Source organism: Bradyrhizobium sp. USDA 4451 (assembly GCF_054822585.1).
This window is the reverse complement of sequence record NZ_JBTRCH010000001.1, coordinates 520,330-547,020: the sequence shown is the minus strand read 5'-3', so window position 1 is coordinate 547,020 and position 26,691 is coordinate 520,330. Positions and strand designations below refer to the sequence as shown.

27 protein-coding genes and 1 pseudogene are annotated in these 26,691 nt (G+C 65.3%); 21 read left to right on the top strand and 7 right to left on the bottom strand.

What is annotated here, in order from left to right; genetic code table 11:
- The first annotated feature begins 397 nt into the window (after positions 1-397).
- The 3 genes and pseudogenes from ACVMB0_RS02385 (at position 398) to ACVMB0_RS02375 (ending at position 2,365) form a co-directional block, all read left to right on the top strand.
- Positions 398-1,240: a hypothetical protein gene (locus tag ACVMB0_RS02385; RefSeq protein ID WP_461345200.1), complete on the top strand. Its 843-nt coding sequence runs from the start codon at positions 398-400 to the stop codon at positions 1,238-1,240.
- 65 nt (positions 1,241-1,305) lie between these two features.
- Positions 1,306-1,593: pseudogene (locus ACVMB0_RS02380) on the top strand (TetR/AcrR family transcriptional regulator); the annotation flags it as partial.
- Between the two features lie 106 nt (positions 1,594-1,699).
- The gene (locus ACVMB0_RS02375; RefSeq protein ID WP_461345199.1) at positions 1,700-2,365 is read left to right on the top strand and encodes a VOC family protein; all 666 of its coding nucleotides are present in this window, start codon (positions 1,700-1,702) and stop codon (positions 2,363-2,365) included.
- Here the strand turns inward: ACVMB0_RS02375 and ACVMB0_RS02370 are convergent.
- Positions 2,362-3,030: an HAD family hydrolase gene (locus ACVMB0_RS02370; protein WP_461345198.1), complete on the bottom strand. Its 669-nt coding sequence runs from the start codon at positions 3,028-3,030 to the stop codon at positions 2,362-2,364. The genes ACVMB0_RS02375 and ACVMB0_RS02370 overlap by 4 nt on opposite strands.
- Positions 3,031-3,345: 315 nt before the next feature.
- Between ACVMB0_RS02370 and ACVMB0_RS02365 the strand changes: the two genes are divergently transcribed.
- Entirely contained in the window at positions 3,346-4,917 is a 1,572-nt protein-coding gene (locus ACVMB0_RS02365; RefSeq protein ID WP_461345197.1) for a DUF1800 domain-containing protein, read from the top strand.
- Positions 4,914-6,143, top strand: coding sequence for a DUF1501 domain-containing protein (locus ACVMB0_RS02360; RefSeq protein WP_461345196.1), 1,230 nt, complete (start codon positions 4,914-4,916; stop codon positions 6,141-6,143). Before ACVMB0_RS02365 ends, ACVMB0_RS02360 begins: the two co-directional genes overlap by 4 nt.
- Positions 6,144-6,533: 390 nt before the next feature.
- On the opposite strand, the gene ACVMB0_RS02355 is transcribed toward ACVMB0_RS02360, so the two are convergent.
- A complete protein-coding gene (locus ACVMB0_RS02355) occupies positions 6,534-6,995 on the bottom strand; it encodes a GNAT family N-acetyltransferase (protein ID WP_461345195.1) in 462 nt (153 codons plus the stop codon).
- A 92-nt stretch (positions 6,996-7,087) separates the two neighbouring features.
- Entirely contained in the window at positions 7,088-7,903 is an 816-nt protein-coding gene (locus ACVMB0_RS02350; RefSeq protein ID WP_461345194.1) for a PAS domain-containing protein, read from the bottom strand.
- Positions 7,904-8,114: 211 nt separating this feature from the next.
- Here ACVMB0_RS02350 and ACVMB0_RS02345 point away from each other — a divergent pair, with 211 nt between their 5' ends.
- Positions 8,115-8,468: a DMT family protein gene (locus ACVMB0_RS02345; protein WP_456752399.1), complete on the top strand. Its 354-nt coding sequence runs from the start codon at positions 8,115-8,117 to the stop codon at positions 8,466-8,468.
- Between the two features lie 10 nt (positions 8,469-8,478).
- On the opposite strand, the gene ACVMB0_RS02340 is transcribed toward ACVMB0_RS02345, so the two are convergent.
- The 3 genes from ACVMB0_RS02340 to ACVMB0_RS02330 all read right to left on the bottom strand — a co-directional run bounded on the left by ACVMB0_RS02340 (position 8,479) and on the right by ACVMB0_RS02330 (position 9,704).
- A complete protein-coding gene (locus ACVMB0_RS02340) occupies positions 8,479-8,634 on the bottom strand; it encodes a hypothetical protein (RefSeq protein WP_456752400.1) in 156 nt (51 codons plus the stop codon).
- Between the two features lie 62 nt (positions 8,635-8,696).
- Entirely contained in the window at positions 8,697-8,873 is a 177-nt protein-coding gene (locus ACVMB0_RS02335; protein ID WP_456752401.1) for a hypothetical protein, read from the bottom strand.
- A 180-nt stretch (positions 8,874-9,053) separates the two neighbouring features.
- Positions 9,054-9,704: a glutathione S-transferase family protein gene (locus ACVMB0_RS02330; protein WP_456756418.1), complete on the bottom strand. Its 651-nt coding sequence runs from the start codon at positions 9,702-9,704 to the stop codon at positions 9,054-9,056.
- 633 nt (positions 9,705-10,337) lie between these two features.
- Between ACVMB0_RS02330 and ACVMB0_RS02325 the strand changes: the two genes are divergently transcribed.
- From ACVMB0_RS02325 to ACVMB0_RS02290, 8 genes are all read left to right on the top strand, one after another.
- The gene (locus tag ACVMB0_RS02325) at positions 10,338-11,540 is read left to right on the top strand and encodes a pyridoxal phosphate-dependent aminotransferase (protein WP_461345193.1); all 1,203 of its coding nucleotides are present in this window, start codon (positions 10,338-10,340) and stop codon (positions 11,538-11,540) included.
- A gap of 254 nt (positions 11,541-11,794) precedes the next feature.
- Positions 11,795-12,316, top strand: a complete 522-nt coding sequence (locus tag ACVMB0_RS02320; RefSeq protein WP_461345192.1) for a DUF992 domain-containing protein — start codon at positions 11,795-11,797, stop codon at positions 12,314-12,316.
- A gap of 260 nt (positions 12,317-12,576) precedes the next feature.
- The gene (locus ACVMB0_RS02315; protein WP_456752404.1) at positions 12,577-13,059 is read left to right on the top strand and encodes a DUF992 domain-containing protein; all 483 of its coding nucleotides are present in this window, start codon (positions 12,577-12,579) and stop codon (positions 13,057-13,059) included.
- A gap of 293 nt (positions 13,060-13,352) precedes the next feature.
- A complete protein-coding gene (locus tag ACVMB0_RS02310) occupies positions 13,353-15,401 on the top strand; it encodes an elongation factor G (protein ID WP_456752405.1) in 2,049 nt (682 codons plus the stop codon).
- 202 nt (positions 15,402-15,603) lie between these two features.
- Positions 15,604-16,245: a YoaK family protein gene (locus ACVMB0_RS02305; protein WP_461345191.1), complete on the top strand. Its 642-nt coding sequence runs from the start codon at positions 15,604-15,606 to the stop codon at positions 16,243-16,245.
- A gap of 31 nt (positions 16,246-16,276) precedes the next feature.
- Positions 16,277-17,119 (top strand): shikimate dehydrogenase, encoded by an 843-nt coding sequence (locus ACVMB0_RS02300; protein ID WP_461345190.1) that lies wholly within the window; start codon positions 16,277-16,279, stop codon positions 17,117-17,119.
- 118 nt (positions 17,120-17,237) lie between these two features.
- The gene (locus ACVMB0_RS02295; protein ID WP_461349580.1) at positions 17,238-17,816 is read left to right on the top strand and encodes a hypothetical protein; all 579 of its coding nucleotides are present in this window, start codon (positions 17,238-17,240) and stop codon (positions 17,814-17,816) included.
- A gap of 171 nt (positions 17,817-17,987) precedes the next feature.
- Complete coding sequence (locus tag ACVMB0_RS02290) at positions 17,988-18,596, top strand: single stranded DNA-binding domain-containing protein (RefSeq protein WP_461345189.1); 609 nt, start codon at positions 17,988-17,990, stop codon at positions 18,594-18,596.
- 94 nt (positions 18,597-18,690) lie between these two features.
- On the opposite strand, the gene ACVMB0_RS02285 is transcribed toward ACVMB0_RS02290, so the two are convergent.
- Positions 18,691-19,827: an alpha-hydroxy acid oxidase gene (locus tag ACVMB0_RS02285; protein WP_461345188.1), complete on the bottom strand. Its 1,137-nt coding sequence runs from the start codon at positions 19,825-19,827 to the stop codon at positions 18,691-18,693.
- Between the two features lie 136 nt (positions 19,828-19,963).
- Between ACVMB0_RS02285 and ACVMB0_RS02280 the strand changes: the two genes are divergently transcribed.
- From ACVMB0_RS02280 to ACVMB0_RS02250, 7 genes are all read left to right on the top strand, one after another.
- Positions 19,964-20,137: a hypothetical protein gene (locus tag ACVMB0_RS02280; protein ID WP_456752410.1), complete on the top strand. Its 174-nt coding sequence runs from the start codon at positions 19,964-19,966 to the stop codon at positions 20,135-20,137.
- A gap of 216 nt (positions 20,138-20,353) precedes the next feature.
- The gene (gene glmM, locus ACVMB0_RS02275; protein WP_456752411.1) at positions 20,354-21,700 is read left to right on the top strand and encodes a phosphoglucosamine mutase; all 1,347 of its coding nucleotides are present in this window, start codon (positions 20,354-20,356) and stop codon (positions 21,698-21,700) included.
- 265 nt (positions 21,701-21,965) lie between these two features.
- A complete protein-coding gene (locus tag ACVMB0_RS02270; RefSeq protein WP_461345187.1) occupies positions 21,966-23,222 on the top strand; it encodes an MFS transporter in 1,257 nt (418 codons plus the stop codon).
- 307 nt (positions 23,223-23,529) lie between these two features.
- Positions 23,530-24,381 carry an outer membrane protein gene (locus ACVMB0_RS02265; protein WP_456752413.1) on the top strand — a complete coding sequence of 284 codons (852 nt, stop codon included), beginning with the start codon at positions 23,530-23,532 and terminating at the stop codon, positions 24,379-24,381.
- Positions 24,382-24,572: 191 nt separating this feature from the next.
- Positions 24,573-25,463 (top strand): outer membrane protein, encoded by an 891-nt coding sequence (locus ACVMB0_RS02260; RefSeq protein ID WP_456752414.1) that lies wholly within the window; start codon positions 24,573-24,575, stop codon positions 25,461-25,463.
- Positions 25,464-25,535: 72 nt separating this feature from the next.
- Entirely contained in the window at positions 25,536-26,126 is a 591-nt protein-coding gene (locus tag ACVMB0_RS02255) for a glutathione S-transferase family protein (RefSeq protein WP_461345186.1), read from the top strand.
- 18 nt (positions 26,127-26,144) lie between these two features.
- Positions 26,145-26,615 (top strand): GNAT family N-acetyltransferase, encoded by a 471-nt coding sequence (locus tag ACVMB0_RS02250; protein ID WP_461345185.1) that lies wholly within the window; start codon positions 26,145-26,147, stop codon positions 26,613-26,615.
- Positions 26,616-26,691: the final 76 nt, after the last annotated feature.

Here is a 26,691-nt window from a genome sequence, read left to right as displayed (position 1 = left end):
ATCGTCACATGCTTGCAATCTGGCTCCCGAGGAGCCGTGGAGGCTGGGATGATGAACTCGCGGCGGGTGCGGGCGGCGACATTGGGCGGCACGGTCGTTCTGTCGGGCTGCATTGTCTCGTGGTTTGCGGCGTTCGGTTCGGCTGGTATCGAGAAAATCGGTGCATCGGTCGCCGATGCGCCAGTCGCCGATGCGTCAGTTGCCGGTGCATCGATTGATGGGTCCCGCGCACCCACTGTTATCGCCGATGCCGTATCGGCGACATCGCCGGCGACTGCCACGTCGAACGCAGCTGTCGACGGCCCTCGTGCACCGACCATGAATGAACAGGAAGCGGTGGCGACTGCCCATGCCGCGCCGACCGCGCGCGAGACGGAGCCTGTCGTCGAGGGCCGCATTGACCGATCCGGCGCTGCCGCCGGACATTCAACCGCTGCAAGCGCCGGCAGCGAACGCGCCGGATCCGAAGCCGCGCGTGGTCAAGCCCGCGGTGGACTCCGTCGAAATCCTCGACGAGTGCTGGGACGTCAATGCCTGCGTCGATCGCTATCTGTGGGCGCTCTATCAAAGGACGCCCAAGGAAGACACCATCAAGGTGCCTGAGCAGAGGCAGGTGACGGTCAAGAGAAAGAAGAAAATGGTGACGGTCACCAGGACCTTCACCAAGCTCGTCGATGAGGATTTCGCCTGGAAGGACGCCAAGGCGGCCGAAAGAGCCGGCATGCCGATGATGGACTACGTCATGGGAGGCGTCGATCGCAGCTTCAAGCTGAAGCTCTTTCGTGCGCTGCTGGCGGCGGAACAGGCCGGACTGTCGCCCGGCATCACCAGCGCCTTCCGCGACGACTACCGCCAGTCGATTGCGAGCGGGCTGAAGGCGGCCAGCACCAAGTCGTATCACGGCGGCAGCTTCCGTGGCGGCTACGGCCATGGGCTCGCGGCCGACATCGTCAGCATCGACGGCGCGACTCGCGACGACCGCTGGAAATCGTCGGAAAGGCTTTGGAAATGGGTTGACGCGCACGGCAAGGAGTTTGGCGTCGCACGGCCCTATCTCGATTTCGACCCGCCTCATCTGGCGCCGATCGACGGCAAGGAATATGCCGCTCACCGCGGTGGCGACAAAACGCGGCAGGCGGCGCGGGACGCGAAGCCGCGCAGCCGCCACGCAGCGCACGACAATCGCGCCGCGATCAAACGCGCAAAGACCGCGAAGTCATCGAAGGTGCGGACGACCTGAGCGGGTTCGCGATGCTTCGTATGCTGGGTTAGCCCACCGATCTGCGCAAAAGCGCGATCCGATTCGGCACGCTGCGCACCTCCGCCGAACTCGCCAACATGCCCGACCATCCCGCGATCTAAATCGGCGCGCCGCGCACAAGAAGAAGTCCGAGGACTGGCCGCGCGCGACCTTCGCCGAGCAGGGGGATCGCCCATCCGCTGAAGCTGGCTCGGCAGATCCTGTTGCTGGACGGATCATTCGCCGCGGTGCTGCTGCATCGCGACGCCAGCTACATGGAGACCGCTGGCGGAGCCGCGCGCACGCTGATCGAGATGGCGCTGTCCGGCCGTGGTAGCAAGCGGCGCGGTTGACAGCGTCGCCTCGTCGCGGCATCCTCGCGCTGCTGCATGTAGGGCGCATCGGCGTTCGGCCGAAGGGGCAATGCCCACCTACGCGACGTAAACCGTAGCTGCGCCCATGCCCGATCTCGAAAACCTCCGCAAACAGGCCAAGTCGATCCTGCGTCGACACCGCGACCGCTATTATCCGGTCGCGGCCCAGATCAGGTCCGGCTTGCCCCGTTTCAGCCAGATGACCGACTCCGACATTCTCGCGTACAGCTTCAAGCTGGGCGATGCGCAGGAATTGGTCGCACGGCATCATGGGTTCGAGAGTTGGCAGGCGCTCAAAACAGGACTCTCGACTATGCCTGAACATGCAAAGCAAGCCACGACCAAGCCCATCATCACCGCCGCCGAACCGCAGCTGTTCGTCACCGACATCAAGGCCGCTTGCGACTTCTTCACCAGCAAACTCGGTTTTGGTGTCGTTTTTACCTATGGCGAGCCGCCGTTCTACGCACAGGTCACGCGCGATGCGGCAAGGCTCAATTTGCGCTGTGTTGCGACGCCGTTGATCGATGGAGCGTTGCGCGACCGCGAACAGCTTCTGACGGCATCTCTGACGGTCGCAAGCGCGGAAGCGATCAAGGCACTGTTCCTGGAGTATCAGGCGGCTGGCGTGAGCTTCTTTCAGACCTTACGGCGCGAGCCCTGGGGGGCGAGGGGCTTCATCGTCAAGGATCCGGACGGCAATCTGCTGCTATTTGCAGGACCCGCCGACCACGCTCGCAATGACGGCTAAAGCGCGCCACGCTCCTGTAGCAGCGCCAGCACCGCATTCAGGTCCGGCAGCACAGCCGCGCATTTGGCGCGGGTCTCTTCCGTCGGCGGCGCCATGTCAGGCACCATCAGTGTGATCGCGCCGGCGGCGTGCGCGGCGGCGACGCCGTGATTGGAATCCTCCACCGCAATGCAGGCCATGGGCGTGACGCCGAGCCGCGCGGCAGCCTTCAGATAGAGCTCGGGATCCGGCTTGCCGCGGGTCACGTCGTCGAGCGTCAGCAGCGTGTCGAAGCGGTCGCGGATTCCGGCGAGCGTGAGATGGCGTTCGGCCGTGCGGCGGGATGACGAGGTTACGATTGCGGTCTGGCGGTCGGCGAGGCCGTCGAGCAGCTCGATCGTTCCGGGCTTGAGCGGCAGGCCGGCATCGAACATGCGATCGCGGGTGACAACAAAGGTGCGGTTGACCTCGGCGAGCGGAAACGCCGCGCCATAGCGGTCAAGCAGCATCGCCTCGCAGACGGGGCCGGGAAGGCCGACCATCGAATGGCACAGCGCGACGACATCATCGGTGTAGCCGCACGCGTTCAGCGCCGCGACCAGGCTGTCGAAGTAAACCTTCTCGGTGTCGAGCAGCGTGCCGTCCATGTCGAGCAGGATGGCGTCGACGGTCCAGGGTGCGTTCACGTGCCGCTCACCGCAGCTTGTTGGTCCGCGAGCTTGCGCAGGCATGACGGGCACAGGCAGTCGCTGCCGTCGGTCGGCATCGGCAGCCGGAAGCTCTCGTCGGAACACCAGCACGGTCCTGTCGGCGAGCAGGAAAATTCGCTGCCGCACGCCGTGCAGGCCAGCCGGCGCGGTGATGCTCGTTCGGAACGATCACGTGAAGAGAGGTCCATTCTAACCGCGATTTAATGCGCGAATTAATCTCGGGTTCATCCTGATCCGCGCTATCATGCTCTGCAACAGGTATAGCCGGAATAGGCCGCCAAAGGAAATCTGATGGCCCGTGATTCGCAAGCCGCGCTGACTGCGCTCAATCGGTTTGGATTTGGTGCCCGCGGCGGGGCGGCCGGCGACTTCATCAACGCAGCCTCCGATCCGCGCGGTTTCGTGCTGGCGGAACTGGCGCGCCCGAATGGCGCGCTGCTCGAAGTGCCGGGCCTGCTCTCGACGCCAGAGCTCGGCCGGCAGGTGTTCGACTATCAGTTCGAGATCCAGCAGGCGCGCAACGCCGCGAAGGTCGCGCAGCAGGGCGCGAGCGAGACACCGCCGCAAGGGTCCGATGCCACGCCGCCGCAGCGGCGCAATCTGTCGCTCTCGACGGCGGCCAAGGAGATCGCCGGCAAGGATCCGCAGGCGGTCGACAATGCCAATGCGGCGATGATGCCGTCCGCCGCGATGCAGCCTTCGACGATGCAGACGGTGGCCAATCCGCCCAAGCCGCCGGCGGAGCCGCCCAACATCATCCAGAAGACGTTCCGCGCCGAGGCGCTGGCGCGGCTGCAGCGCGGCGTGGTCGCCGACTGCGGCTTCGTCGAGCGGCTCGTGGTGTTCTGGTCCAACCATTTCTGCATCTCCGCCAACAAGGGCGCGCTGGCGCGGATGTGGGCCGGCTCGTTCGAGCGCGAGGCGATCCGCCCTCATGTGCTCGGTCGTTTCGCGGACATGCTGAAGAGCGTCGAGCAGCATCCGGCGATGCTGTTCTTCCTCGACAACCAGCAATCGCTCGGGCCGGAGTCGCGCGCCGGCATCAACCGCCACCGCGGCCTGAACGAGAACCTCGCGCGCGAGATCATGGAGCTGCATACGCTCGGCGTCGGCGGCGGCTACAGCCAGGACGACGTGACGGCGCTGGCGCGCGTCATCACCGGCTGGACCTTTGCCGGCCGCCAGGGCCAGCTCGGCACGCCCGGCAGTTTCGTGTTCAACGCCAATGCGCACCAGCCCGGTCCGCAGCAGGTGCTGGGCAAGACCTACGCGCAGGTCGGTGTGGCGCAGGGCGAGGCGGTGCTGTCCGACATCGCGCGGCATCCCTCCACCGCGAAATTCATCGCGACCAAATTCGCCCGTCATTTCGTCGCCGACGATCCGCCGCCGGCGCTGGTGGCGAAGCTGCAGGACAGCTTCACCAAAACCGACGGCGATCTCAGGGCGCTGGCCACGACGCTGGTCCAGTCCAACGGGGCCTGGCAGGCGCCGCCGACCAAGATGCGCTCGCCTTACGAATTTCTGGTTGCCTCCGGCCGCCTGCTGGCGCGCAATCCGGAGGATCCGGGGCGCTACCTCAATGGCCTCAACGTGCTCGGCCAGCCGCTGTGGTCGCCGGCCGGACCGAACGGCTTTCCGGATACCAGCGCGGCCTGGGCGGCGCCTGAAGGCCTCAAGCTCAGGCTCGACATCTCGGCGCAAATGGCGTCCCAGCTCGCCGACAAGTTCGATCCGCGCGACCTGCTTGAACTCGTGGCTGCCGACGCCGCGTCGGCGGAGACGCGACGCACCATCGAGCGCGCGGAATCGCGGCAACAGGCGCTGGCGCTGCTGCTGATGTCGCCGGAATTCCAGAGGAGATGACGATGGATTGCTCCGAGAGCCTGATGATGCAGGCGACGTCGCGTCGCGCGCTGCTGCTCGGCGGCGCCTCGTTTGCCGCCTGGGCCTATTTGCCGAAATTCGCCCGCGCCGCCGATGGCCGTGATCCGCGTTTCGTCACCATCATCCTGCGCGGCGCACTCGATGGCCTTGCCACCGTGGCGCCGGTCGGCGATCCCGATTATGCCGGCCTGCATGGCGCGATCGCGCTGCGGTCCGATGGGGCGAATGCGGCGGTGATGCTCGATCCGTTCTTCGGCCTGCATCCGGCGATGCCGGAGTTTGCAAAGATGTATCGCGCCAAGCAGGCCGCGGTGGTGCATGCGGTGGCGACCTCGTATCGCGATCGCTCGCATTTCGACGGCCAGGATGTGCTGGAGAGCGGCTTCCCCGGTCCCGGTCGGGTGCAGTCCGGCTGGCTCAACCGCGCGCTGGAGGCGCTTCCGAAGGGCGAGCGGGTGACCAGCGCACTCGCGGTCGGCCCGACCACGCCTTTGGTGCTACGCGGCGCGGCGCCGACCGTCGGCTGGGCGCCGACCGCGCTGCCGCAGGCCGCCGACGACACCGCGATGCGGCTGCTCGATCTCTATCAGCACCGCGATCCGATGCTGGCGAGTGCTTTGACGCAGGGCTTGCAGCTCGAGAAACAGGCGCAGGGCGACGAGATGAAGCCGAAGCCCGGTGGCGGCGGTGCAGCGGCGATGCGGCTGGTGGCGCGCGGCGCCGCGAAATTGATGGCAGCCGATGACGGCCCGCGGATCGGCGCGCTCGCCTTCGACGGCTGGGATACCCATGCCAATGAGGGCGGGCCGGTCGGCCGGCTCGCGCAATTGCTCGGCGGCCTCGACGGTGCGCTGGCGGAATTCCAGAGCGGCCTCGGCGCGCGCTGGCGCGACACCGTGATCGTGGTCGCCACCGAGTTCGGCCGCACCGCGCGCATCAACGGCACCGAGGGTACCGACCACGGCACCGGCACAATCGCGCTGCTCGCCGGCGGCGCGGTGAACGGCGGCCGCATGATCACCGACTGGCCCGGGCTGAAGCCCGCCAATCTCTACCAGGCCCGCGACCTCGCCCCGACCACCGACCTCCGCGCCGTGATCAAGGGCCTGCTGCACGATCAGTTCGGCCTCGGCGAGCGCGTGCTGGCCGATGCGGTGTTTCCGGACAGCGCCCCGGTGAAGCCGATGAAGGGGCTGGTGGTTTAGATCTCGCTCTACCGTCATTCCGGGGCGCGACGAAGTCGCGAGCCCGGAATCCATCGGGCCGCAGCGCAGGCGGTGAAATGGATTCCGGGCCTGCGCCTTCGGCGCATCCCGGAATGACGAAGGTATGTGGGGCAGGCAAGGATGCTGCGCACTATCATAAGAACAAGCGCCAGCAAGGTGCCGTCCTGCCGCGCAGGCAGTGTCACAAACGGAATGTCGCGAAAGCAGTGCGGTAAAAAAAGCGGTCCCGGTCAGACGCGGCGACTGACGGGGACCGCTCGGGGCGAAGATCTGAGACGGGGGGCCTGATCTTACGCAGGGCGAAGCCTAGCCGGGCTTTGTAACGTGCCGGTGACATCTTTATTCGATCCACAGGCCGCGCATGCGCGCTCAGAGAATCTTGCGATAGATCACGAAGCCGGGTCTGTCCGCGACCTTGTCATAAAGCTGCATTGCGGTGCGGTTGGTCTCGTGCGTCTGCCAGTAGACGCGCGGTGATCCCGCGAGCTTGGCCTGCGCGTAGACGCCGTTGATCAAGGCGCGGCCGACGCCCCTGCCGCGCGCGGCCTCGCTGGTGAAGAGATCCTGCAGATAGCAGATCGGCGCGATCGCCGTGGTCGAGCGATGAAACAGATAGTGCGTCAAGCCGAGCAGCGTGCCGCCGGCGTCGGCGACCAGCGCATGCACCGGCTCGTAGGCATCGAAGAAGCGCTGCCACGTCATCGCGGTGATCTCGGGCGCGAGCGCGGTCGGTCCGGACCGTTCGTAGAAGGCGTTGTAGCCGTCCCACAAAGGAAGCCACTGGGCGTAATCGTCTGATGTGACGAAGCGGATGGTGACGTCGTCGGACATGGGTTGGATGATCCCGCATTGCACGATGCGTGTGCATCGCTCGCAAGCTTCTAGCGTCGCTATCCCGCGGGATCAATTGTGGAGGTCGCGCCTCACTTCGCGGCGCGCAGCAATCGCGCCGGATGCCGCTCGGGCCCGGCGCGCTGCGCCCGATATTCATCGACCCTTGCCGGATCGTCGGTGTGCCGCACCAGGTCGGTCACCGGGGTATAGCTCAGCATGCGGCCGCCGTCGGGCAGCGCGGTGCAGCTGAAGCGCAGCACCCGGCCGTCGGCGAGATTGAGGTTGATCGGCGTGGAATCGCCTGAACGCATCATCGCGATGCGCTCGGTGATGAACGCGCTGAGCTCGTCTTCGGGCAGTTCATAGGCGCCGGTGTCGCGGCCATGATACATCAGCGCGACGAAGGGCGGCTTGCTCTCGGCCTGCGCATCCGATAGCGCGAAGTAATCGCGGAAGGCGCGGTTGATGAATTCGGCGCGGGTGTCGGCGTCGAGCAGCACGATGCCGATGTCGACCTGGTCGAGCGCGGCGGCGAGCCGCTCTGACGTGGCGTGATGCTGCCGGTCGGCGGCGAAGGCGTGGATCCATTTCTGCCGCAGCATGCCGGTGATCACGGCGGTGCCAGCCGCGGTCGCCGCCAGCAGCAGCATTCGCGCGACGTCGGCGGTGTCGTAGCCGGGCAGCGCGCGATGATCGAGGAAGAACAGTGCCGAGCCGGCCACCGCGATCGCAGCGGAAATCAGCCCGGACGTGATGCCGCTGATCGAGCTCGCCAGCGCCACGATGCAGACGAACAGCGGCGCCGGATTGGGGACGGTGACGATCAGGCGATCGATCAGGAAGGCGGCAAGCGCCGCGATCGCCGTCAGGGCCGGACCTGAAATGGCACGCCAGTCGAACCGCATGCGCGTTCTCGCTATCTGTCGAACAAACGATAAAGCGTCAGTTTGACGACAGCGCCGCAACGGCGCCGGCATTTCGGTCTCGACCGTTAAGCGCATCTTGCGCGGGCTGAACCAGCTTTCGCTGCTTTCAAATCAAATGCTATGCAGATCGCCATGGAACCCGGTTCCGGGCCTGCGGGTTGGCGCCTGCTTTGCTTTCAAGAGGACATCGATGCCCGCCATTTCGCCGTCGCTGCTGCCGATCCTGATGTTGTTCGCCTCGAACGTCTTCATGACCTTCGCCTGGTACGGCCATCTCAAGTTCAAGGATCATTCGCTTCCCCTGGTCATCCTGGTGAGCTGGGGCATCGCCTTCTTCGAATACTGGCTTGCGGTGCCGGCCAATCGCTGGGGCAGCGCGGTCTACTCGGCGGCGCAGCTCAAGACGATGCAGGAGGTGATCACGCTGGTCGTGTTCGCCGCCTTCTCGGTGCTATACCTGAAGGAGCCGCTGGGCTGGAATCACGCGCTCGGATTTGCCTTCATCGCCGCCGGCGCGTTCTTCATCTTCCACAAATGGAGCTAGTGCCGCTGCGCTAGCGATGCGGAGCCGGCTTGGCGGCGGGGGCCGTCACCGGCGCGGGGTGGGCGCGGTCTTCGCCCTGGGTGCCGGTCACGATCAGGAGCGACGCGGCCAGCAGGATCGCCGCCGACAGCGTCACGGTCACAAGTCCGACTGGGGTCTTCATCATGGTCGCGCCGCTGTCCGTCCCGCGCCTTGCCGCGGATTAAGGTGCCAACTGGAATTGTCTGATTACGCCGGGATCGCTATTGCCATGCTCAGGTTGCTCGACAGCACCGTCACCGCGACGACCAGGCACAGCGTCAGCGCGCCAAGCGCGAGCGACGCGGCGATCGCGTTCGTCAGCCGGGACGATGCCACCGGGGCAGGGCGGCCGTGGAAGCCTGCCGTGCCGGACCACCGTGTCATGGTCTAAATCCCTCTGGCCGCGAGCGAATCACTCGCGACATCCGAGCGAATCTGCCGACGGTCACCGGCAACATTGCGGCGGCGGAGCCGCCCGAAAATGGCCAAAATACGGCAAAAGGGATGGTTTTGCCCGCTGTTCAGGCAGTTTCCCCGTTCTTCCCGCTCTCCAACCCCCGTTGTTCAGAGGCCTGCCACAAGACGAGCCTGCGGTTCGGCGGCGTCGGGCTGCCAATCCATCGAGACGAAGCCGGGGGTCTGCTCGACCCGTTTCAGCCAGGCGCGGATCGAGGGGAAAGTCGTCAGGTCGAAGTCGCAGCGGTCGGCGACATGGGTGTAGCCGTAGAGGGCGATGTCGGCGACGGTGAACTGCTCGGCGGCGAAGTAGGTGTGCCCCTTGAGGTGGTTCTCCATCACCTGGAGCGCCGCATAGCCGCGCTCCATCCAGTCCTCCAGCGAATGGGTTTGCAGGTCGCGGCCGCCCTTGACCAGCGAGAGCCAGAAATAGGCGGCGCCGATATTCGGCTCCAGCGCATGCTGCTCGAAGAACATCCATTGCAGCGCCTCGGCGCGCTCGATCCGCGACTCCGGCGCCAGCGGCGTGCCGATCGCAACGTACCAGAGGATGGCGTTGGACTCGGCGAGATAGCGGCCGTCGGCGACCTCCAGCAGCGGCACCTGGCCGCTCGGATTCTTGGCCAGGAAGTCCGGGGTGCGGCTCTCGCCGCGCAGGATGTCGATCTCGACTGCCTGGTACGGCGTGTTCAGCACGGCAAGCGCCAGCCGGACCTTGTAGCTGTTGCCGGAGCGCTGCATCGAATAGAGCTTGTACATTGCGTTGGTGTTCACTCGGATCAGGGAGACGGTACGCTCGAGATTGCGCGGCCTGTCACACCGCAACGCCGCTAAACAATGATGCCGACAGGGGGGCGTCGCAAGCCCTGGAGAGTGGAAAAAGTCGAAACCTCTACCGCACTGCACGCGTGCAGAACGATTCCATCAACACGGCCGAACACCGGAGATCACGGTTGCGCGACGTGTGCACGGTGCCGGTCGATGCCGTGATCGATTGCCATGATCGACGCTATGGTCCGGCACGCTGCAAATTCACCAACGTTAACGCGCCATTCCGATCGCGAGACGGCCCGGCCGCTGCGCCTGATGGCCTGCCGGTCGCCGCCGTCGGGCAAGCGCCGCGCGGCACATTGTCCTCGGAGCAATCCGCACCGGTGCACGCCGCCGGAGGCCTTGCCGACAGGGGCTAGCGGCCACCGCCGCGCTTGCCGGATATGAGTCATTCGGCTCCGGAACTTGCGCAATATTGCGCGTGTCGCGAGCCGTGCGTGAAAGTTTTCGTGCTTTACCGCGAAGCTTCTTGCGGTGCAGCGGCGACCGGCCTAGGGTGCCGCGATCCCATTCAAATCAAGTCGTGGCCCAACCGCTCACGACGTTTGCCAGGAGATGATAATGGCCTTCCTGTCCGCTGCGCTCGACCGTGTGAAGCCGTCCGCGACGATCGCGGTCACGGACAAGGCACGCGCGCTGAAAGCCGCGGGCCGCAACGTCATCGGCCTCGGCGCCGGCGAGCCGGACTTCGACACGCCCGCCAACATCAAGCTGGCTGCGATCCACGCGATCGAGGCCGGCAAGACCAAGTACACCGATGTCGGCGGCATTCCGGAGCTCAAGGAAGCCATCATCAACAAGTTCTCGCGCGAGAACGGCCTGAGCTACAAGCCGAACCAGATCATCGTCGGCACCGGCGGCAAGCAGGTGCTGTACAACGCGCTGATGGCGACCATCAATCCGGGCGACGAGGTGATCATCCCGGCGCCGTACTGGGTCAGCTATCCCGAGATGGTCGCGCTCGCCGGCGGCGAGCCGGTCGCGGTGGTGTGCCCGGCCTCGACCGGCTTCAAGCTGCGTCCGGAAGATCTCGACAAGGCGATCACGCCGAAGACCAAGTGGGTGATCCTGTGCTCGCCGTCGAACCCGACCGGCTCGGCCTACACCAGGAGCGAGCTCAAGGCGCTGACCGACGTGCTGGTCAGGCATCCGCATGTCTGGGTGATGACCGACGACATGTACGAGCACCTCGTCTATGACGACTTCGTCTTCACCACCGCGGCGCAGGTCGAGCCGAGCCTGTACGACCGCACGCTGACCGTGAACGGCGTGTCGAAGGCCTACTGCATGACCGGCTGGCGCATCGGCTATGCCGGCGGCCCGGCGCAGCTGATCAAGGCGATGGCGACGATCCAGTCGCAGTCGACCTCGAACCCGTCGTCGATCGCGCAATGGGCATCGGTCGAGGCGCTGAACGGTCCGCAGGACTTCATCGCCGCGAACAACAAGGTGTTCAAGGAGCGCCGCGACCTCGTGGTGTCGATGCTCAACCAGGCGAGCGGCATCGAGTGCCCGCGGCCGGAAGGCGCGTTCTACGTCTATCCGTCCTGCGCCGGCACGATCGGCAAGACCGCGCCGACCGGCAAGGTGATCGACAATGACGAGGCGTTCGTCACCGAGCTGCTCGAGAGCGAAGGCGTCGCCGTGGTGCAGGGATCGGCGTTCGGTCTCGGACCGGCGTTCCGTATCTCCTACGCCACCAAGACCTCGGATCTCGAGGATGCCTGCAAGCGCATCCAGCGCTTCTGCGGCAATCTGCGTTAATTGTTTCTGAGTTAATAGAAGAAACGCTCCCGCACCGAATGCGGGAGCGTTTTTGTTTGTGGCGTTCAATCGCCTGCCGGTAAAATCGCAGAGTCAAATCACAAGCTGCTCACTTCACGCGCGTGTGTGCGAACATCGATGCCACACGCGGGAAGTTTTTACGGCCGCTTTGCGAACTGCCTTGTTTTGGACACGAGCCTTGCATTGTGTCCGCCGCACAAATTCCAGTTCAGTTCACCTTGCGGAGACAGATAATGCGACTTTCGACTCTCACCCTTGCAGCGCTTGCGTTGCTGGCGCAGTTCGCCACCGCCAACGCGGCACCTCAGCAGGTTCAGGCCGGGGTTCTGCAATGCCAGGGCGGCGAGAACGTCGGCTTCGTCGTCGGCTCTGTTGCCCGCCTCGAGTGCGTGTTCCAGAGCGGCGGCCGCCGCCCCGAGCCCTATGTTGCGACCGTGAAGCGCATCGGCGTCGACCTCGGCGTCACCGCGACCACCCAGCTCGCCTGGGCCGTCAGCGCCCCGACCACGCAGCTTCCGCGCGGTGCGCTCGCCGGCAGCTACGGCGGCGTCGGCGTCAACGCCTCGGTCGGCCTCGGCGCCGGCGGTAACTTCCTGTTCGGCGGCCCGAACAACGCCTACGCGCTGCAGCCGATCAGCGTGCAGGGCCAGACCGGCCTCAACGTTGCGGCGGGCATCGCCGGGATCGATCTCGAGCCGGTTGCCTACGGTCCGCGCCGTCATCATCGCCATCACCGTCACCATCACCACCGCTAAGTCGGCCGGTGTTCGATCAGGGAGGCCCGCCAAAGCGGGCCTCTTTTTTGTTGTCGGTGGTTTGCTGTCCGTTGCCCGGCCAGAGCGGCAGGCCCGGTGGAACATAGCAGCACCGCAACATCCCCCAACAATCGGTGGCCGGGCACCGCAAATTCTGGCTGACCATTCGATGTTATGGCATAGGATGCGAACGGCGCCGCAGACACGGCGCCGTTCTGTTCTCTGCTCGCGTCATGCCTCTCAGCCGGAGACCCCGCAACATGCGTCGCTTCACTCTCCTCGCCGGTGCCGCCATCGCCACGCTTACCGCAATCGTTGGCGTCAACGCCCAACAGCCGAGCCAGCGCGTGCAGGTCGGTGTCCTGGAATGCCGCGGTGGCGCGAGCATCGGCTTCATCGTCGGTTCCGTGACCAACCTCGGCTGCGTGCTGCGCGCCAACGGCATGCCTGAGGATCGCTACATCGCGACCATCCACAAGGTCGGCATCGATCTCGGCATCACGCAGGAGTCGGCATTGGCCTGGGGCGTCTACGCACCGGTGGAACGGCTCGGACCGGGTGCGCTCTCGGGCAATTACGCCGGCGCACAGGGCAGCGCGACGCTCGGTGTCGGCGTCGGCGGCAACGTGCTGGTCGGCGGCTCCGACAACACCATCGCCCTGCAGCCGCTCAGCGTGCAGGGTCAGGTCGGCGTCAACGTCGCCGCGGGCCTCGAAAGCCTGGAGCTGCGTCCGGGCCGCTAAAGCCGTCCAAGCATGATCTCCGCACAGACGCGTTCCGCGTTTGTCGCGGGAAAACCGCTTGGCGCTTTTCCGGATCACGCTCTGATCCCGCACACCGTTCTGCAATCCGCCGAAGAAGCCTCGGACTTCTTCGGCAACGATCCCGGGCGCTTCGTCGCTTCGCTCCGCCATCGCAAACCTGCGCGACGCCGCACCGCAGCGACGTTTTCCCGCTTGCCAAAAGTCAAACGCAGGCAGAGCATGAACGGTCGCCGACCCAATCATGGGCCGAGCTCCAAAACGAGGAGGCGGCAATGGGACAAGACGTCAGAAGTCCCCGAGGTCCACGGTGCATCGCGCTGGTGGGCCCTTTCCAAAGCGGTAAAACCACACTTCTGGAAGCTATCCTGGCGCGCACCGGCGCCATCAAGTCATGCGGCAGCGTCGATGCCGGAACCTCCGTCGGCGATGCCAGCCCCGAGGCGCGCCAACACAAGATGGGCGTAGGCCTGACCGCCGCCACCACCAGCTTCATGGGGGACACTTACACCTTTATCGATTGCCCCGGCTCGATCGAATTCGCGCACGACATGCGTGCCGCGTTGCCGGCCGTCGATGCCGCAGTCGTGGTCTGCGAGGCTGACGAGAAGAAGCTGCCGCAGCTGCAGATCATACTGCGCGAGCTCGAGGAGCTCGCAATTCCCCGTTTCCTGTTCCTGAACAAGATCGATCGCGCCAACAAGCGCGTCCGCGAGACGCTTGCGACGCTGCAGCCGGCGTCGCGCGTGCCGCTGGTGCTGCGCCAGATTCCGATCTGGAACGGCGATCTGATCGAGGGCTTTGTCGATCTCGCGCTGGAGCGCGCCTTCGTCTATCGCGAGCACAAGCCGTCGGAGGTGATGGCGCTCGAGGGCGGCAATCTCGACCGCGAGAAGGAAGCCCGCTTCTCGATGCTGGAGAAGCTCGCCGATCACGACGACGCGCTGATGGAGCAGCTGCTGGAGGATATCCAGCCGCCGCGCGATGCCGTGTTCGACGATCTCGCCCGCGAACTGCGCGAAGGGCTGATCTGTCCGGTGCTGCTGGGTGCCGCGAGCCGCGAGAACGGCGTGCTTCGCTTGATGAAGGCGCTGCGTCACGAAGCGCCCGGCGTCGCCGAGACCGCCAGCCGGCTCGGCGTCAAGGATCAGAAGGACGCGCTGGCCTATGTGTTCAAGACCGTGCATTTGCAGCACGGCGGCAAGCTGTCGCTGGCGCGCGTGCTGGCGGGCCGGCTCGACGACGGTGCGACGTTGCAATCCTCATCCGGCGAGAGCGGGCGGGTCTCCGGCATCCTCGCGGTCTCCGGCGCGCATGACAGCAAGCGGCCGCAGGCCGAGACCGGCGACACGGTAGCGCTCGGCAAGCTCGATGCGATCAAGACCGGCGATACGGTCTCGAGCGGCAAGACGGCGCCGGCGTCGCTGGTCAAGGTCGAGCCGGCGGCGGCGGTGCTGTCGATCTCGATCGCCGCGATCGACCGCAAGGACGACGTCAAGCTCGGTCAGGCGCTGCTGCGGCTGAATGAGGAGGATCCCTCGCTGACCATGATCCAGAACCCGCGCACCCACGACACCGTGCTGTGGGGACAGGGCGAGATGCATCTGCGCGTCGCGCAGGAGCGGCTGAAGGACCGCTACGGCGTCAACGTCAAATCGCATCCGCCGGCGATCGGCTATCAGGAGACCATCCGCAAAGCCATCACCCAGCGCGGCCGGCATAAGAAGCAGTCCGGCGGCCACGGCCAGTTCGGCGACGTCGTGCTCGACATCAAGCCGAAGCCGCGCGGAAGCGGTTTCGAATTCCACGAGAAGGTGGTCGGCGGCGCGGTGCCGCGCAATTATATCGGTGCGGTGGAGGAGGGCGTCGTTGACGCGCTGGCGCGGGGACCGCTCGGCTTCCCGGTGATCGACGTCGACGTCACGCTGACCGACGGCTCCTATCACAGCGTCGACTCCTCCGATCTCGCGTTCCGCACCGCGGCGCGGATCGGGGTCAGCGAAGGGCTGCCGCAGTGCCAGCCGGTGCTGCTGGAGCCGATCCACATGGTCGAGATCGTCTGTCCGACCGATGCGACCGCCAAGATCAACGCGATCCTGTCGGCGCGCCGCGGCCAGATCCTCGGCTTCGATACCCGCGAGGGCTGGAGCGGCTGGGACTGCGTTCGCGCCACGATGCCGGAATCCGAGATCGGCGATCTCATCGTCGAGCTGCGCTCGGCGACCGCAGGCGCCGGCACCTTCACCCGTCAGTTCGACCGCATGGCCGAGGTGACGGGCCGCGCCGCCGACCAGATCATCGCCGCGCATCGCGACGCGGCGTGATGTTACCGTCATTCCGGAGCGCTCGCGTCAGCGAGCGAATCCGGAATCTCGAGATTCCCCGATGCGCAATTGCGCATCTGAGGTTCGATGCTGTCGCATCGCCCCGGAATGACGGGGAGGGGGGCTTCTCTTCCTTCTCTTCCCAAGCCGATCGGTTTCATGAACATTGTCGCTCTGAACAAAGGCAGCGATTTCCGCCCCCATGCTTGAATCCCGCCGCAACCTGGCGCTGGCCTGTGCGCTCAGCGCGCTGGCCGGCTATGTCGACGGCATCGGCTATCTGCATCTCGGCGGGCTGTTCGTCTCCTTCATGAGCGGCAACTCGACGCGGCTCGGCGTGACCTTGGCCGAGGGGCATTGGCAGCACGCGATGGAGGCGCTGGCGCTGATCGTGCTGTTCGTCGCGGGGGCTGCGGCCGGCAGCCTCGTCGTGCTCAGCCGCATCGCGCATCGGCAGCCGGTGATCCTGTTCGGCGAGGGGCTGCTGCTGACGGCAGCGGCCTTGGCCTATGCCTACGGCCTGCCGAATGCTGCGGTCGCGGCCATCGTGCTGGCGATGGGGCTTGAGAACGCGGTGTTCCAGCTCGAAGGCGGGGCCGGGCTCGGCCTGACCTATGTCACCGGAGCGTTGATCAAGGCCGGTCAGCTCATCGCAGCCGCATTGACCGGCGGCGCGCCCTTGGCCTGGTTGCCGAACGTCCTGCTGTGGGCGGCGCTGGTCGCGGGCGCGCTCACCGGCGCATTGGCCTACCACTGGATCAATCTCGGTGCGATCTGGTTTGCCGCGGGCACTGCATTCGCCCTCAGCGCGCTGGTTGCCGCAACCGCGAAGCGGACGGATTGACAGCGCGCCCGCCTTGGCCGATGTCACGGTCATGACCTCCGCAACCAAGACCCGCGCCGCATGCCTGATCGGCTGGCCGGCGGCGCATTCCCGCTCGCCGCTGATCCATCATTACTGGCTGCGCACGCTCGGCCTCGAGGGCGGCTACGTGATCGAGGCGGTGCCGCCGGAGGATTTCAAGGATTTCCTGTTCCGCCTGTCGTTGCGCGGCTTCGTCGGTGCCAACGTCACCATTCCGCATAAGGAACACGCGCTGGCACTGTCGGCGCCGGACGAGCGCGCCCGCGCGGTCGGTGCCGCCAACACGCTTTGGTTTGCCGACGGCGAGTTGCGCTCGACCAACACCGATGTCGAAGGCTTCATCAACAATCTCGACGCCTGTGCGCCCGGCTGGGACCAGACCGAGGACGCGCTGGTGTTAGGGGCCGGCGGTGCGTCGCGCGCGGTGGTGTTCGGCCTGATCGAGCGCGGCATCGCGCGCGTCCATCTGGTCAACCGCAGCATCGATCGCGCCCGCGCGATGGCAGAACTATATGGCGCGCGTGTTCATCCCGCGACCTGGGACAAGGTCGGCGGACTGCTGCCGCGCTCAGGCCTGCTCGTCAACACGACGTCGCTCGGCATGCACGGCCAGCCCGCGCTCGAGATCGATGTCGGGCCGTTGCCCCAGGGCGCGGTTGTTTCTGATATTGTCTATGTGCCGCTGGTGACGCCGCTGCTGGCCGCGGCGCAGGCACGCGGCCTCAAGACCGCCGACGGGCTCGGCATGCTGCTGCACCAGGCGGTGCGCGGTTTCGAATTGTGGTTCGGGCAGCGCCCGCAGGTCACGCCGGAATTGCGTGCGATCGTCGAAGCCGATCTCACAAAGACTTGAGGCCTGGAATAGCGTCTCCGGCGCGGGGTCTCGTGTTAGTCCCGCCCGCGTTCCCTCCCGGAGATCAAGCATGACTGCCCGCCGTTTCCATCTCGTTCGTCCGTTCATTGCGCTTGCGATGGTGACGGCATCCACGCTCTACGCGCTCGCGCAGCAGCCGCCGACGCCGACCCGGGTGCGCGGAACCGTCGAAAGCGTCGACGGCGATACGCTGGCGGTGAAGTCGCGCAGCGGCGAAGAGGTCAAGCTGCATATGACGGGCAATATGGTGGTGCTCGGTCTCAGCAAGATCGCGTTGTCCGACATCAAGGTCGGTTCCTTCATCGGCACCACCACCGTGCCCGGCCCCGACGGCACGCCGAAGGCGGTCGAGGTGCATGTCTTCCCGGAGAACATGCGCGGCACCGGCGAAGGCTCGCGCCCCTACGATCTGAAGCCGAACAGCAGCATGACCAATGCGACCGTCGCGCAATCCGTGGTCAGCAATGACGGTCATACATTGCAGGTCAAGTACAAGGACGGCGAGAAGACGGTCCAGGTCCCACCCGATACGCCGGTCGTGACCTACGTTCCCGGCGACAAGGCCGACCTGAAGGCCGGCGCCAAGATCGTCGCCTTCATGAAGAAATTGCCCGATGGTTCGCTGGAGACCGATCGCGTCAGCGTCGGCCGCGACGGCCTCACGCCGCCGATGTGACGGGCTGCGACGGCTGCGCAGCATCACCTGTCCGTTACCGCAGTAACGGGCCGCCGGTCCCATGCGTAGTTGTCCTGCGAGCCGCCGCTCCCGCACGGAGTTGTGGCTTGTACGGAATACCACCAACTCCCCGGTGTTCCCTGATTCGCCAGCCAACCCATGAGGGACACCATGTCGAAATCGCCGCTCTTCGCCGCAATGCTTGTCGTTGCCTTTGCTTCCGTCGCCTCCGCACAGCAGCCGCCGACGGTGCGCATTCGCGGCACCATCGAGGCCGTCGACGGCGCCATGCTGTCGATCAAGTCGCGCGACGGTGCCGACATGAAGGTGCGGACGACGGACAATGTCGCGGTGTTCGGCGTTGCCAAGACCGATCTGTCGGAGATCAAGCCCGGTTCCTATATCGGCGTCACCGCGATGCCCGAGCCCGACGGAACGCAGAAGGCGATCGCGGTTCACATCTTCCCGGAGAACCAGCGCGGCGCCGCCGAGGGCTTCCGCCCGTGGGATCTGCGCGCCAACTCGACCATGACCAACGCCACCGTCGCCGAGACCGTGAAGGGCACCGACGGTCAGAACATCACGGTGAAATACAAGGACGGTGAGAAGAAGGTCGTGGTGCCGCCGGGTACCCCGGTCGTCACCTTCGTCTCCGGCGACAAGTCGGAGCTGAAGCCGGGCGCCAACATCATCATCTTCGGCGCGGTGAAGAAGGACGACGGCACGCTGGAAGCCAACCGCGTCAATGTCGGCCGCGATGGAATCGCGCCGCCGATGTGAGGCGCGGCAGGGCTCCGCATCAAGGTCAAGATCCCGGAGTCTCGCACCTCAGGATGACGGGGCAACATAGGCGTATTCAGTCACGCCAACCCGATCAAACCGCCAGCACCTTGTCGTCGATCTCGGCGATGGTGTTGACGCCGCACAGGCCCATCGTGGTGGTGAGCTCCTTGCCGAGGATGTCGAGCGCCTTGGCGACGCCGGCCTGGCCGCCGGCGCCGAGGCCGTAGGCATAGGCGCGGCCGATCATGCAGGATTTGGCGCCGAGCGCGAGCGCGCGCATGACGTCCATGCCGGTGCGGATGCCGCCGTCGAACATGATCTCGAGCTTGGAGCCGACCTCGTCGACGATCTCCGGCAGCACCTCGATCGAGGACGGCGCGCCGTCGAGCTGACGGCCGCCATGGTTGGAGACCACGATCGCCTGCGCGCCGCTCTTGGCGGCGAGTTCGGCGTCCTCGACGTCGAGAATCCCCTTAAGGATCAGCTTGCCCGGCCAGATGCTGCGGATCCAGTCGATGTCCTTCCAGTTCAGCGTGGTGTCGAATTGCGACGCGGTCCATTCCGACAGCTTGACGATGTCGTCCATGCCTTTGACGTGACCGGCGATGTTGCCGAAGGTGCGGCGCTTGCCTTGCAATACGCCGGACACCCAGGCCGGCTTGGTCGCGAAGTCGAGCAGCTTCGACAGCGACCATTCCGGCGGCACCGTCATGCCGTTCTTGATGTCCTGGTGGCGCTGGCCGATCACCTGGAGGTCGACCGTCAGCACCAGCGCCGAGCACTTGGCTGCGATCGCCCGCTCGATCAGCGACTTGATGAAGCCGCGGTCCTTCATGACGTAGAGCTGGAACCAGAACGGCTTGTCGACGGCGGCTGCGATGTCCTCGATCGAGCAGATCGACATCGTGCTCTGGGTGAAGGGAATGCCGGCCGCCTGCGCGGCGCGGCAGGCGTAAATCTCGCCGTCGCCATGCTGCATGCCGAGCAGGCCGACCGGCGCCAGGATCAGCGGCATCGCCGAGGGCTCGCCGAGGATGGTGGTCGCGAGGCTGCGCCTGGAGACGTCGACCAGGATGCGCTGGCGGAACTTGATCTGCTGCAGGTCCTCGGAATTGGCGCGCAGCGTATCCTCGGTGTAGGAGCCGCGATCCGCATAGTCGAAAAACGCCTTCGGCACCCGGCGCTTGTGCAGCTGGCGCAGGTCTTCGATGCAGGTAATGTGCTTCATGGACGTTCCCGGCCCTTCTTCTATGTCGCAAGTTCTATGTAACGAGTCCCGGTAATCAGCCTTGCAGCTGTTCGGTCTTGCCGTCATCTAACATGGTTGGGTGGCCTGCCAAATCGGAGACGGATGGGAGAGTGCGATGACGCAATCAGGCTCCAAGCCGAAGGCAGACGACAGCGCCGAAAAGCGCCGGCTCGACGAGGCGCTGGAAGAGGGGCTTGAGGAGACGTTTCCCGGTTCCGACCCCGTCAATGTCACCCAGCCGGCCCCCACCAAGGGCGACCGGCACGTCAAGCGTGACGGCAAAGGGTAGGGGCCAGTGCGCCTTCCCGGGGATTGCCGGAAGAGGAATAATGTTATATTTTCAGTGCCTTAAGGTCGAAAGAGGCGGTTCGGCCGCGGTAATGATTCATCATATTTTTTGAAGTCATTTTAGCGCCTGGCAGTCTATAAGGCCGATGCACGCTACACTGGTAGGCGTTCGGGACTCTCTCGCCGGGTGGTTCGAGAGGTCCACCTTGGGGGTATCATGAGCCGCAAATATTTCGGGACCGATGGAATTCGGGGCCGCGCCAATGGGCTGATCACGCCGGAGCTCGCGCTCAAGGTGGGGCAGGCCGCAGGGTTGGTGTTTCAGCGTGGCGACCATCGCCATCGCGTCGTGATCGGCAAGGACACGCGGCTGTCCGGCTACATGATCGAATACGCCATGGTCGCGGGCTTCACCTCGGTCGGCATGGACGTGCTGCTGGTCGGCCCGATGCCGACGCCGGCGATCGCGATGCTGACCAAGTCGATGCGCGCCGATCTCGGCGTCATGATCTCGGCGTCGCATAATCTGTTCGAGGACAACGGCATCAAGCTGTTCGGCCCGCAGGGCTTCAAGCTCTCCGACGATGTCGAGAAGCAGATCGAGCAGCTGCTCGACGAATCGCTCGATCGCCGCCTGGCGCAGAGCGCGAGCCTCGGCCGCGCCCGCCGCATCGACGGCGTCCATGACCGCTACATCGAATTCGCCAAGCGCACGCTGCCGCGCGATCTTTCGCTCGACGGCCTGCGCGTCGTGGTCGATTGCGCCAATGGCGCGGCCTACAAGGTGGTGCCGGAGGCGCTGTGGGAGCTGGGCGCCGACGTGGTGCCGATCGGGGTCGAGCCCGACGGCTTCAACATCAACAAGGAATGCGGCTCCACCTCGCCGGAAGCGCTGTCGCGCAAGGTGCGCGAGATGCGCGCCGATATCGGCATCGCGCTCGACGGCGACGCCGATCGCGTCATCCTGGTCGACGAGCGCGGCCACATCGTCGACGGCGACCAGCTGCTCGCGGTGATCGCGCAGAGCTGGAAGGAAGAGGGGCGTCTCGCCAAGCCCGGCATCGTCACGACCGTGATGTCCAATCTCGGGCTGGAGCGCTTCCTGCAAAGCATCGGGCTTTCGATGGTCCGCACGCCGGTCGGCGACCGCTATGTGCTCGAGCAGATGCTGAGCGGCGGCTACAATCTCGGCGGCGAGCCGTCGGGCCACATCATCATGTCGGACTATTCGACCACCGGCGACGGCTTCGTCGCGGCGCTGCAGGTGCTGGCCGTGGTGCAGAAGCTGCGCCGCCCGGTGTCGGAGATCTGCCGGCGTTTCGAACCATTGCCGCAGATCCTGAAGAACGTGCGCTATCGCAGCGGCAAGCCGCTCGACGACGCTGAGGTCAAGTCCGCGATCACCGACGGCGAGAAGCGCCTCAACGGCCATGGCCGCCTGTTGATCCGTCCCTCCGGCACCGAGCCCGTCATCCGGGTGATGGGCGAGGGCGACGACCGCATCCTGGTGGAAGAGGTGGTCGACAACATCGTCAGCGCCCTCGGCCACGCCGCGGCGGCGTAAGGGCTGTCCGGCCGCATCAGCTCGTGATCCGTCATCCTGAGGAGCGCGCCCTTGCGCGCGTCTCGAAGGATGCACGGCTCGGCTGTTGGCCGATTCATCCTTCGAGACGCCTGCTGCGCAGGCTCCTCAGGATGACGGGGAGAGTTCGATCGCTGGGGCAGCAACCACACAGCGCATCGCTGCCATCGGCTAACGCAACTGGTCCGGCTCACCTCCGCGTCGTACGACGCGGAGGTATTTTTGCGAAACTATCCGGGATGCTGCAGTGAACAAACCCGTCGTGAGCGAACAGGCACTGGGGGAACCGGTGCAGGTCGCCGAGCTGACCTCTGCGCAGGCCGCGAAAGTGGCCGCCGCCGGGCCGGCCTATGTCGTGCTTGCCGGCATCAGCTTCTCGCACTTCCTCAACGACACGATGCAGTCCCTGATCGCCTCGGTCTACCCGATCCTGAAGGACAATTACGCGCTCGACTTCGCGCAGATCGGCATGATCACGCTGGCGTTTCAATTTACGGCGTCGCTGCTGCAGCCGCTGGTCGGGCACTTCACTGACAAGAAGGCGCAGCCGTTCTCGCTGTCGATCGGCATGGGCTTCACCTTCTTCGGGCTGCTGCTGCTCAGCGTCGCCCATGGTTACGGGATCATCCTGATCGCGGCGTCGCTGGTCGGTCTCGGCTCAGCGGTGTTCCACCCGGAATCCTCGCGCATCGCGCGGCTGGCGTCCGGCGGACGTTACGGCTTCGCGCAATCAGTGTTCCAGCTCGGCGGCAGCTTCGGCACCTCGATGGGGCCTGTGCTCGCCGCGTTGATCGTGGTGCCGTTCGGCCAGCCCTCGATCGCCTGGTTCTCCTCGATCGCGTTCCTCGCCATCGTGATCCTGTGGCGCATCGGCGTCTGGTACAAGCCGCAGATCGCAGGTAAGAAGGCTACGACCATCGCGCGGCATCCGGACCATCCGGATCAGCGGCGCGTGATGATCGCGCTCATCGTGCTGGTCGCGCTGCTGTTCTCCAAGCAGCTCTACGTCTCGAGCCTGTCGAGCTACTACATCTTCTATCTGATCGACAGGTTCGGCGTCTCGACCCAGGCCGCGCAGCTTTATCTCTTCATCTTCCTTGCCGCCAACGCCGCGGGCGCGTTCATCGGCGGGCCGCTCGGCGACCGCTTCGGCCGCAAATACGTGATCTGGTTCTCGATCCTCGGCGCACTGCCGTTCACGCTGGCGCTGCCCTACGCCGGACTGTTCGCCAGCGCCGTGCTCACGGTGGTGATTGGCGTGATCATCTCGTCGGCGACATCGGCGATCATCGTGTTTGCGCAGGAACTGATGCCGCATCGCTTCGGCATGATCTCCGGCGTGTTCTTCGGCGTTGCGTTCGGGATCGGTGGTCTCGGCGCTGCCGTGCTCGGCAAGCTCGCCGACCACACCTCGATCGCCTTCGTCTATCAGCTGTGCGCCTTCCTGCCGGCGATCGGCCTGCTCGCGGTGTTCCTGCCGAAGATGCCGAAGGCGGTTCGCTGAGCCTCCCGGCGGCGGGGGCGTACGCTTCGCCCCGATTAAGCATTCGCTAACGAACCCGGCTTGCGTGCGCGGCAAGCGGCGCGCCTTGCGTCAACGCTTCATTAGCACTTGTGGCGAGGTCGCCATTTTTCACGGCACGCGCGCGCATTTATGGACCCATAAGCAACAGCCAGGGAAATAGGTGAGAGAAAATCAACCTTAAAAATTAGGGTTAAGTGCCGCTTAAACATTTGCTGCCATCGTCCGCCCGTGAGTTTCAGACGTGGGGCTTTCGTGTCGCCTCACTTGGCCCAAAAGGACGAAGCCAATGCGTAGCGTAAAGACCCTGATTGCCGCAGGAGCGGCATCTCTGTTGTCCTCGGCGGCGTTCGCCGCCGACATGCCCATCATGCCGCCGCCCCCGATGGCGTATGCTCCCCCGCCGGTCCAGGATTTCGGCGGCTGGTATCTGCGCGGCGATATCGGCATGACCAACACCCAGGCCAAGCTGCACGTCAACGCCTACGACACGCTGCCGGCCGGCACCGCGTTCAACCAGTACGGCCACGGTTTCGACAGCGGCATGCTGTTCGGCCTCGGCGTCGGCTATCAGTTCAACAGCTGGTTCCGCGCCGACATCACCGGTGAGTATCGCTCGAAGGTGAGCTTCAACGGCACCGACTTCTTCACGTTCCCCGGGCCGAGCTCGCTGGCCGACACCTATCATGGCGGCGTCCAGAGCTGGGTCGGCCTCGTCAACGTCTACGCCGATCTCGGCACCTGGGGGTGCTTGACCCCGTTCATCGGTGCCGGTGTCGGTGCCGCCGTGCTCAAGACTTCGGCCTTCTCCGACAATGCGACGTTCCCGAGCGGGTCCGGCCTGACCAGCTCCTACATCGCCGACGGTGCGACCAAGACCAACTTCGCCTGGGCGCTGCATGCCGGTGTCGCCTACAAGGTCACCAACAACTTCACGGTTGAACTGGCCTATCGCTACCTCGACATGGGCACCGTCGGGCAGGGCCAGGGTCACTTCTTCGACAACACGCCGACCGGGCCTTCGAGCTTCCAGTACCGCGACATGACCTCGCAGGACGTCAAGCTCGGCGTGCGCTTCAACCTGCCGTGCTGCGACGTGCCGCCGCCGCCGCCGCCGCCCCCGCTGATCCGCAAGGGCTGATAAGGGTTAATTTCGGCCCTTCACGGTTAACGATTGCAACGGCGCGGGATCATCCCGCGCCGTTTTTGCTTTGCGTCTCGTCCTCGCGAAGTTCTGCAACTTGCGTGCTCGAAATCCGTCGGCGACAACGATTGGTTAAGGTTAACAGGCGATGATCAGCGCGCATTCGGTGAGTGGATTGGAGCGTTGCGATGCGTAGGTTCTTGCTGGCGGCGATGATGTTCGGGGCAGTGACCGGCGCGCATGCGGCCGACATGCCCGATTTCCTGCGCGGCAGTATTCCGGCCGAACCGGCGCCCACGAGGAACTGGGAGGGCTGGTACGCCGGCGGCCAGGTCGGCTACTCGGCCGCGGACATGAACTTCGACAACAGCATCGTGTCGCTGACCAACTTCATCTTCCGCAACAGCGTGCTTGCGCAGCCGACATCGGCATGGACGCTGTTGAACAAGAACACCGCGCAGGGCACCAATTTCGGCGCCTTCGTTGGCCGCAACTGGCAGTGGGAAGATGTCGTGTTCGGCGTCGAGGCCAACTACAATTACATGAACAGGATCTCGAGCTCGTCGAAAGGGTCGATGGCGCTCGCGATCGTGAGCCCGCCGGGCTCGGCCGCGCCGCCCAATCACACCTACACCTACAACACGTCGCTGGATGGCGCTGCCGCCGCGACGATCAAGGACGTGATCACGTTCCGCGGCCGCGCGGGCTGGGCGTTCGACGGTTTCCTGCCTTACATGTTCGGCGGCCTTGCGGTGGGGCGCATGGACGTGTCGCGTTCGGTGTCCACCAATGTGGTGCTGCGTGACGACGTGACCGCGACGACCACCGATGCGTTCGGAAACCAAACGACATCGATCGTGTCGACGTCGTTCACCCAGATCCCATCGCTGTCGCAGACCGCCAGCGAGCAGAAGACCAACGCCTTCGTGGCAGGCTGGACCGCCGGCCTTGGTTTCGAATACTGCCTGTGGGGCGGCCTGTTCATGCGCGGCGAATGGGAATACGTGAAGTTCTCGCCGATCAAGGACACCAGCATCTCGCTCAACAGCGTGCGCGCTGGTCTTGGCTACAAGTTCTGAGGCAAAGCCGCGCAGCTTGACAGCGTATGGCGCGGCTGGTCCGATATCGCTCCGCAAGCGGAGCGACCTCGCATGAAAATCTACGGCGACGCCAATTCAGGCAATTGCCTGAAGGTGAAATGGGTGTGCGACAGGCTGGCGCTGCCGTACACATGGGTCGAGATCGACACCATGAAGGGCGGCAGCCGCACCGCGGAATTCCTCAAGCTGAACGGCTGGGGCCAGGTGCCGACGGTGGAGCTGGACGACGGACGCACGCTGGCGCAGTCCAACGCCATCATCCGCTATCTCGCGCGCGGCAGCGATCTGATTCCCGGCGATCCCTATGGCGCGGCGCAGATGGATGGCTGGATGTTCTGGGAGCAGAACAGCCACGAGCCCTACGTCGCGGTTTGCCGTTTTCAGGCCGTCTATCTCGGCAAGCCTGTCTCCGAGATCGATCCGAACCTAATCAAGCGCGGCTATGGGGCGCTCGATCATCTGGAGCGGCATCTTGCTGGTGCGCAATTCCTGGTCGGAGATCAATTCTCGCTCGCCGACGTGTCGCTGCTTGCCTATACGCGGATGGCGGAGGACGGCGGCCTCGCGCTCGAGGGCTACCCCACGATCCGCCGCTGGATCGCGGATGCCGAGCATGTGCTCGCGCTGCCGCCGGTCCGCTGACCGCAGGTGAATGCCGCCATGACCGAACCCTCGTCGATCACGATCCGCCGCGCGCGCCGCGCGGACGTCGCCGCCATCGTCGGCATGCTGGCGGACGATCCGCTCGGCAGTGCGCGCGAGCGGATCGAGGATCCGCTGCCGCAAGGCTATTACGACGCCTTCGCGCGGGTCGAGCGCGATGCCAATTTGCAGCTCGTCGTCGCCGTCGACGGGGAGGGTGCCGTCGTCGGCTGCCTGCAACTCGCGGTGCTGCCGGGCATCAGCTCGCAGGGCTCTTCGCGCGGTCTGCTCGAGGATGTCCGTGTCGCAAAGCATTGCCGCAGCCGCGGCATCGGCGAGAAACTTGTGCAGTGGGCGGTCGCGGAGGCGCGGGCGCAAGGCTGCATGCTCGTCGAACTGTTGACGCATCACACCCGCGTCGATGCGCAGCGTTTCTATGAGCGGCTTGGGTTTGCGCGCAGTCATGTCGGCATGACGCTTCGCTTTTGATATCCGCGCGCGAAGTTGTGCTGCACACAAGGCAACGCCTGCGGTAGCCGCCGCTCGGCGATCCGGTTAACAGCCG

Bases quoted from the DNA above. Each gene is read 5' to 3' on its own strand.
- ACVMB0_RS02375 (WP_461345199.1), top strand. From the start codon at position 1,700: ATGCCCGATCTCGAAAACCTCCGCAAACAGGCCAAGTCGATCCTGCGT.
- ACVMB0_RS02365 (WP_461345197.1), top strand. From the start codon at position 3,346: ATGGCCCGTGATTCGCAAGCCGCGCTGACTGCGCTCAATCGGTTTGGA.
- ACVMB0_RS02360 (WP_461345196.1), top strand. From the start codon at position 4,914: ATGACGATGGATTGCTCCGAGAGCCTGATGATGCAGGCGACGTCGCGT.
- ACVMB0_RS02355 (WP_461345195.1), bottom strand. From the start codon at position 6,995: ATGTCCGACGACGTCACCATCCGCTTCGTCACATCAGACGATTACGCC.
- ACVMB0_RS02350 (WP_461345194.1), bottom strand. From the start codon at position 7,903: ATGCGGTTCGACTGGCGTGCCATTTCAGGTCCGGCCCTGACGGCGATC.
- ACVMB0_RS02345 (WP_456752399.1), top strand. From the start codon at position 8,115: ATGCCCGCCATTTCGCCGTCGCTGCTGCCGATCCTGATGTTGTTCGCC.
- ACVMB0_RS02340 (WP_456752400.1), bottom strand. From the start codon at position 8,634: ATGATGAAGACCCCAGTCGGACTTGTGACCGTGACGCTGTCGGCGGCG.
- ACVMB0_RS02335 (WP_456752401.1), bottom strand. From the start codon at position 8,873: ATGACACGGTGGTCCGGCACGGCAGGCTTCCACGGCCGCCCTGCCCCG.
- ACVMB0_RS02330 (WP_456756418.1), bottom strand. From the start codon at position 9,704: ATGTACAAGCTCTATTCGATGCAGCGCTCCGGCAACAGCTACAAGGTC.
- ACVMB0_RS02325 (WP_461345193.1), top strand. From the start codon at position 10,338: ATGGCCTTCCTGTCCGCTGCGCTCGACCGTGTGAAGCCGTCCGCGACG.
- ACVMB0_RS02320 (WP_461345192.1), top strand. From the start codon at position 11,795: ATGCGACTTTCGACTCTCACCCTTGCAGCGCTTGCGTTGCTGGCGCAG.
- ACVMB0_RS02315 (WP_456752404.1), top strand. From the start codon at position 12,577: ATGCGTCGCTTCACTCTCCTCGCCGGTGCCGCCATCGCCACGCTTACC.
- ACVMB0_RS02310 (WP_456752405.1), top strand. From the start codon at position 13,353: ATGGGACAAGACGTCAGAAGTCCCCGAGGTCCACGGTGCATCGCGCTG.
- ACVMB0_RS02305 (WP_461345191.1), top strand. From the start codon at position 15,604: ATGCTTGAATCCCGCCGCAACCTGGCGCTGGCCTGTGCGCTCAGCGCG.
- ACVMB0_RS02300 (WP_461345190.1), top strand. From the start codon at position 16,277: ATGACCTCCGCAACCAAGACCCGCGCCGCATGCCTGATCGGCTGGCCG.
- ACVMB0_RS02295 (WP_461349580.1), top strand. From the start codon at position 17,238: ATGGTGACGGCATCCACGCTCTACGCGCTCGCGCAGCAGCCGCCGACG.
- ACVMB0_RS02290 (WP_461345189.1), top strand. From the start codon at position 17,988: ATGTCGAAATCGCCGCTCTTCGCCGCAATGCTTGTCGTTGCCTTTGCT.
- ACVMB0_RS02285 (WP_461345188.1), bottom strand. From the start codon at position 19,827: ATGAAGCACATTACCTGCATCGAAGACCTGCGCCAGCTGCACAAGCGC.
- ACVMB0_RS02280 (WP_456752410.1), top strand. From the start codon at position 19,964: ATGACGCAATCAGGCTCCAAGCCGAAGGCAGACGACAGCGCCGAAAAG.
- glmM (WP_456752411.1), top strand. From the start codon at position 20,354: ATGAGCCGCAAATATTTCGGGACCGATGGAATTCGGGGCCGCGCCAAT.
- ACVMB0_RS02265 (WP_456752413.1), top strand. From the start codon at position 23,530: ATGCGTAGCGTAAAGACCCTGATTGCCGCAGGAGCGGCATCTCTGTTG.
- ACVMB0_RS02260 (WP_456752414.1), top strand. From the start codon at position 24,573: ATGCGTAGGTTCTTGCTGGCGGCGATGATGTTCGGGGCAGTGACCGGC.
- ACVMB0_RS02255 (WP_461345186.1), top strand. From the start codon at position 25,536: ATGAAAATCTACGGCGACGCCAATTCAGGCAATTGCCTGAAGGTGAAA.
- ACVMB0_RS02250 (WP_461345185.1), top strand. From the start codon at position 26,145: ATGACCGAACCCTCGTCGATCACGATCCGCCGCGCGCGCCGCGCGGAC.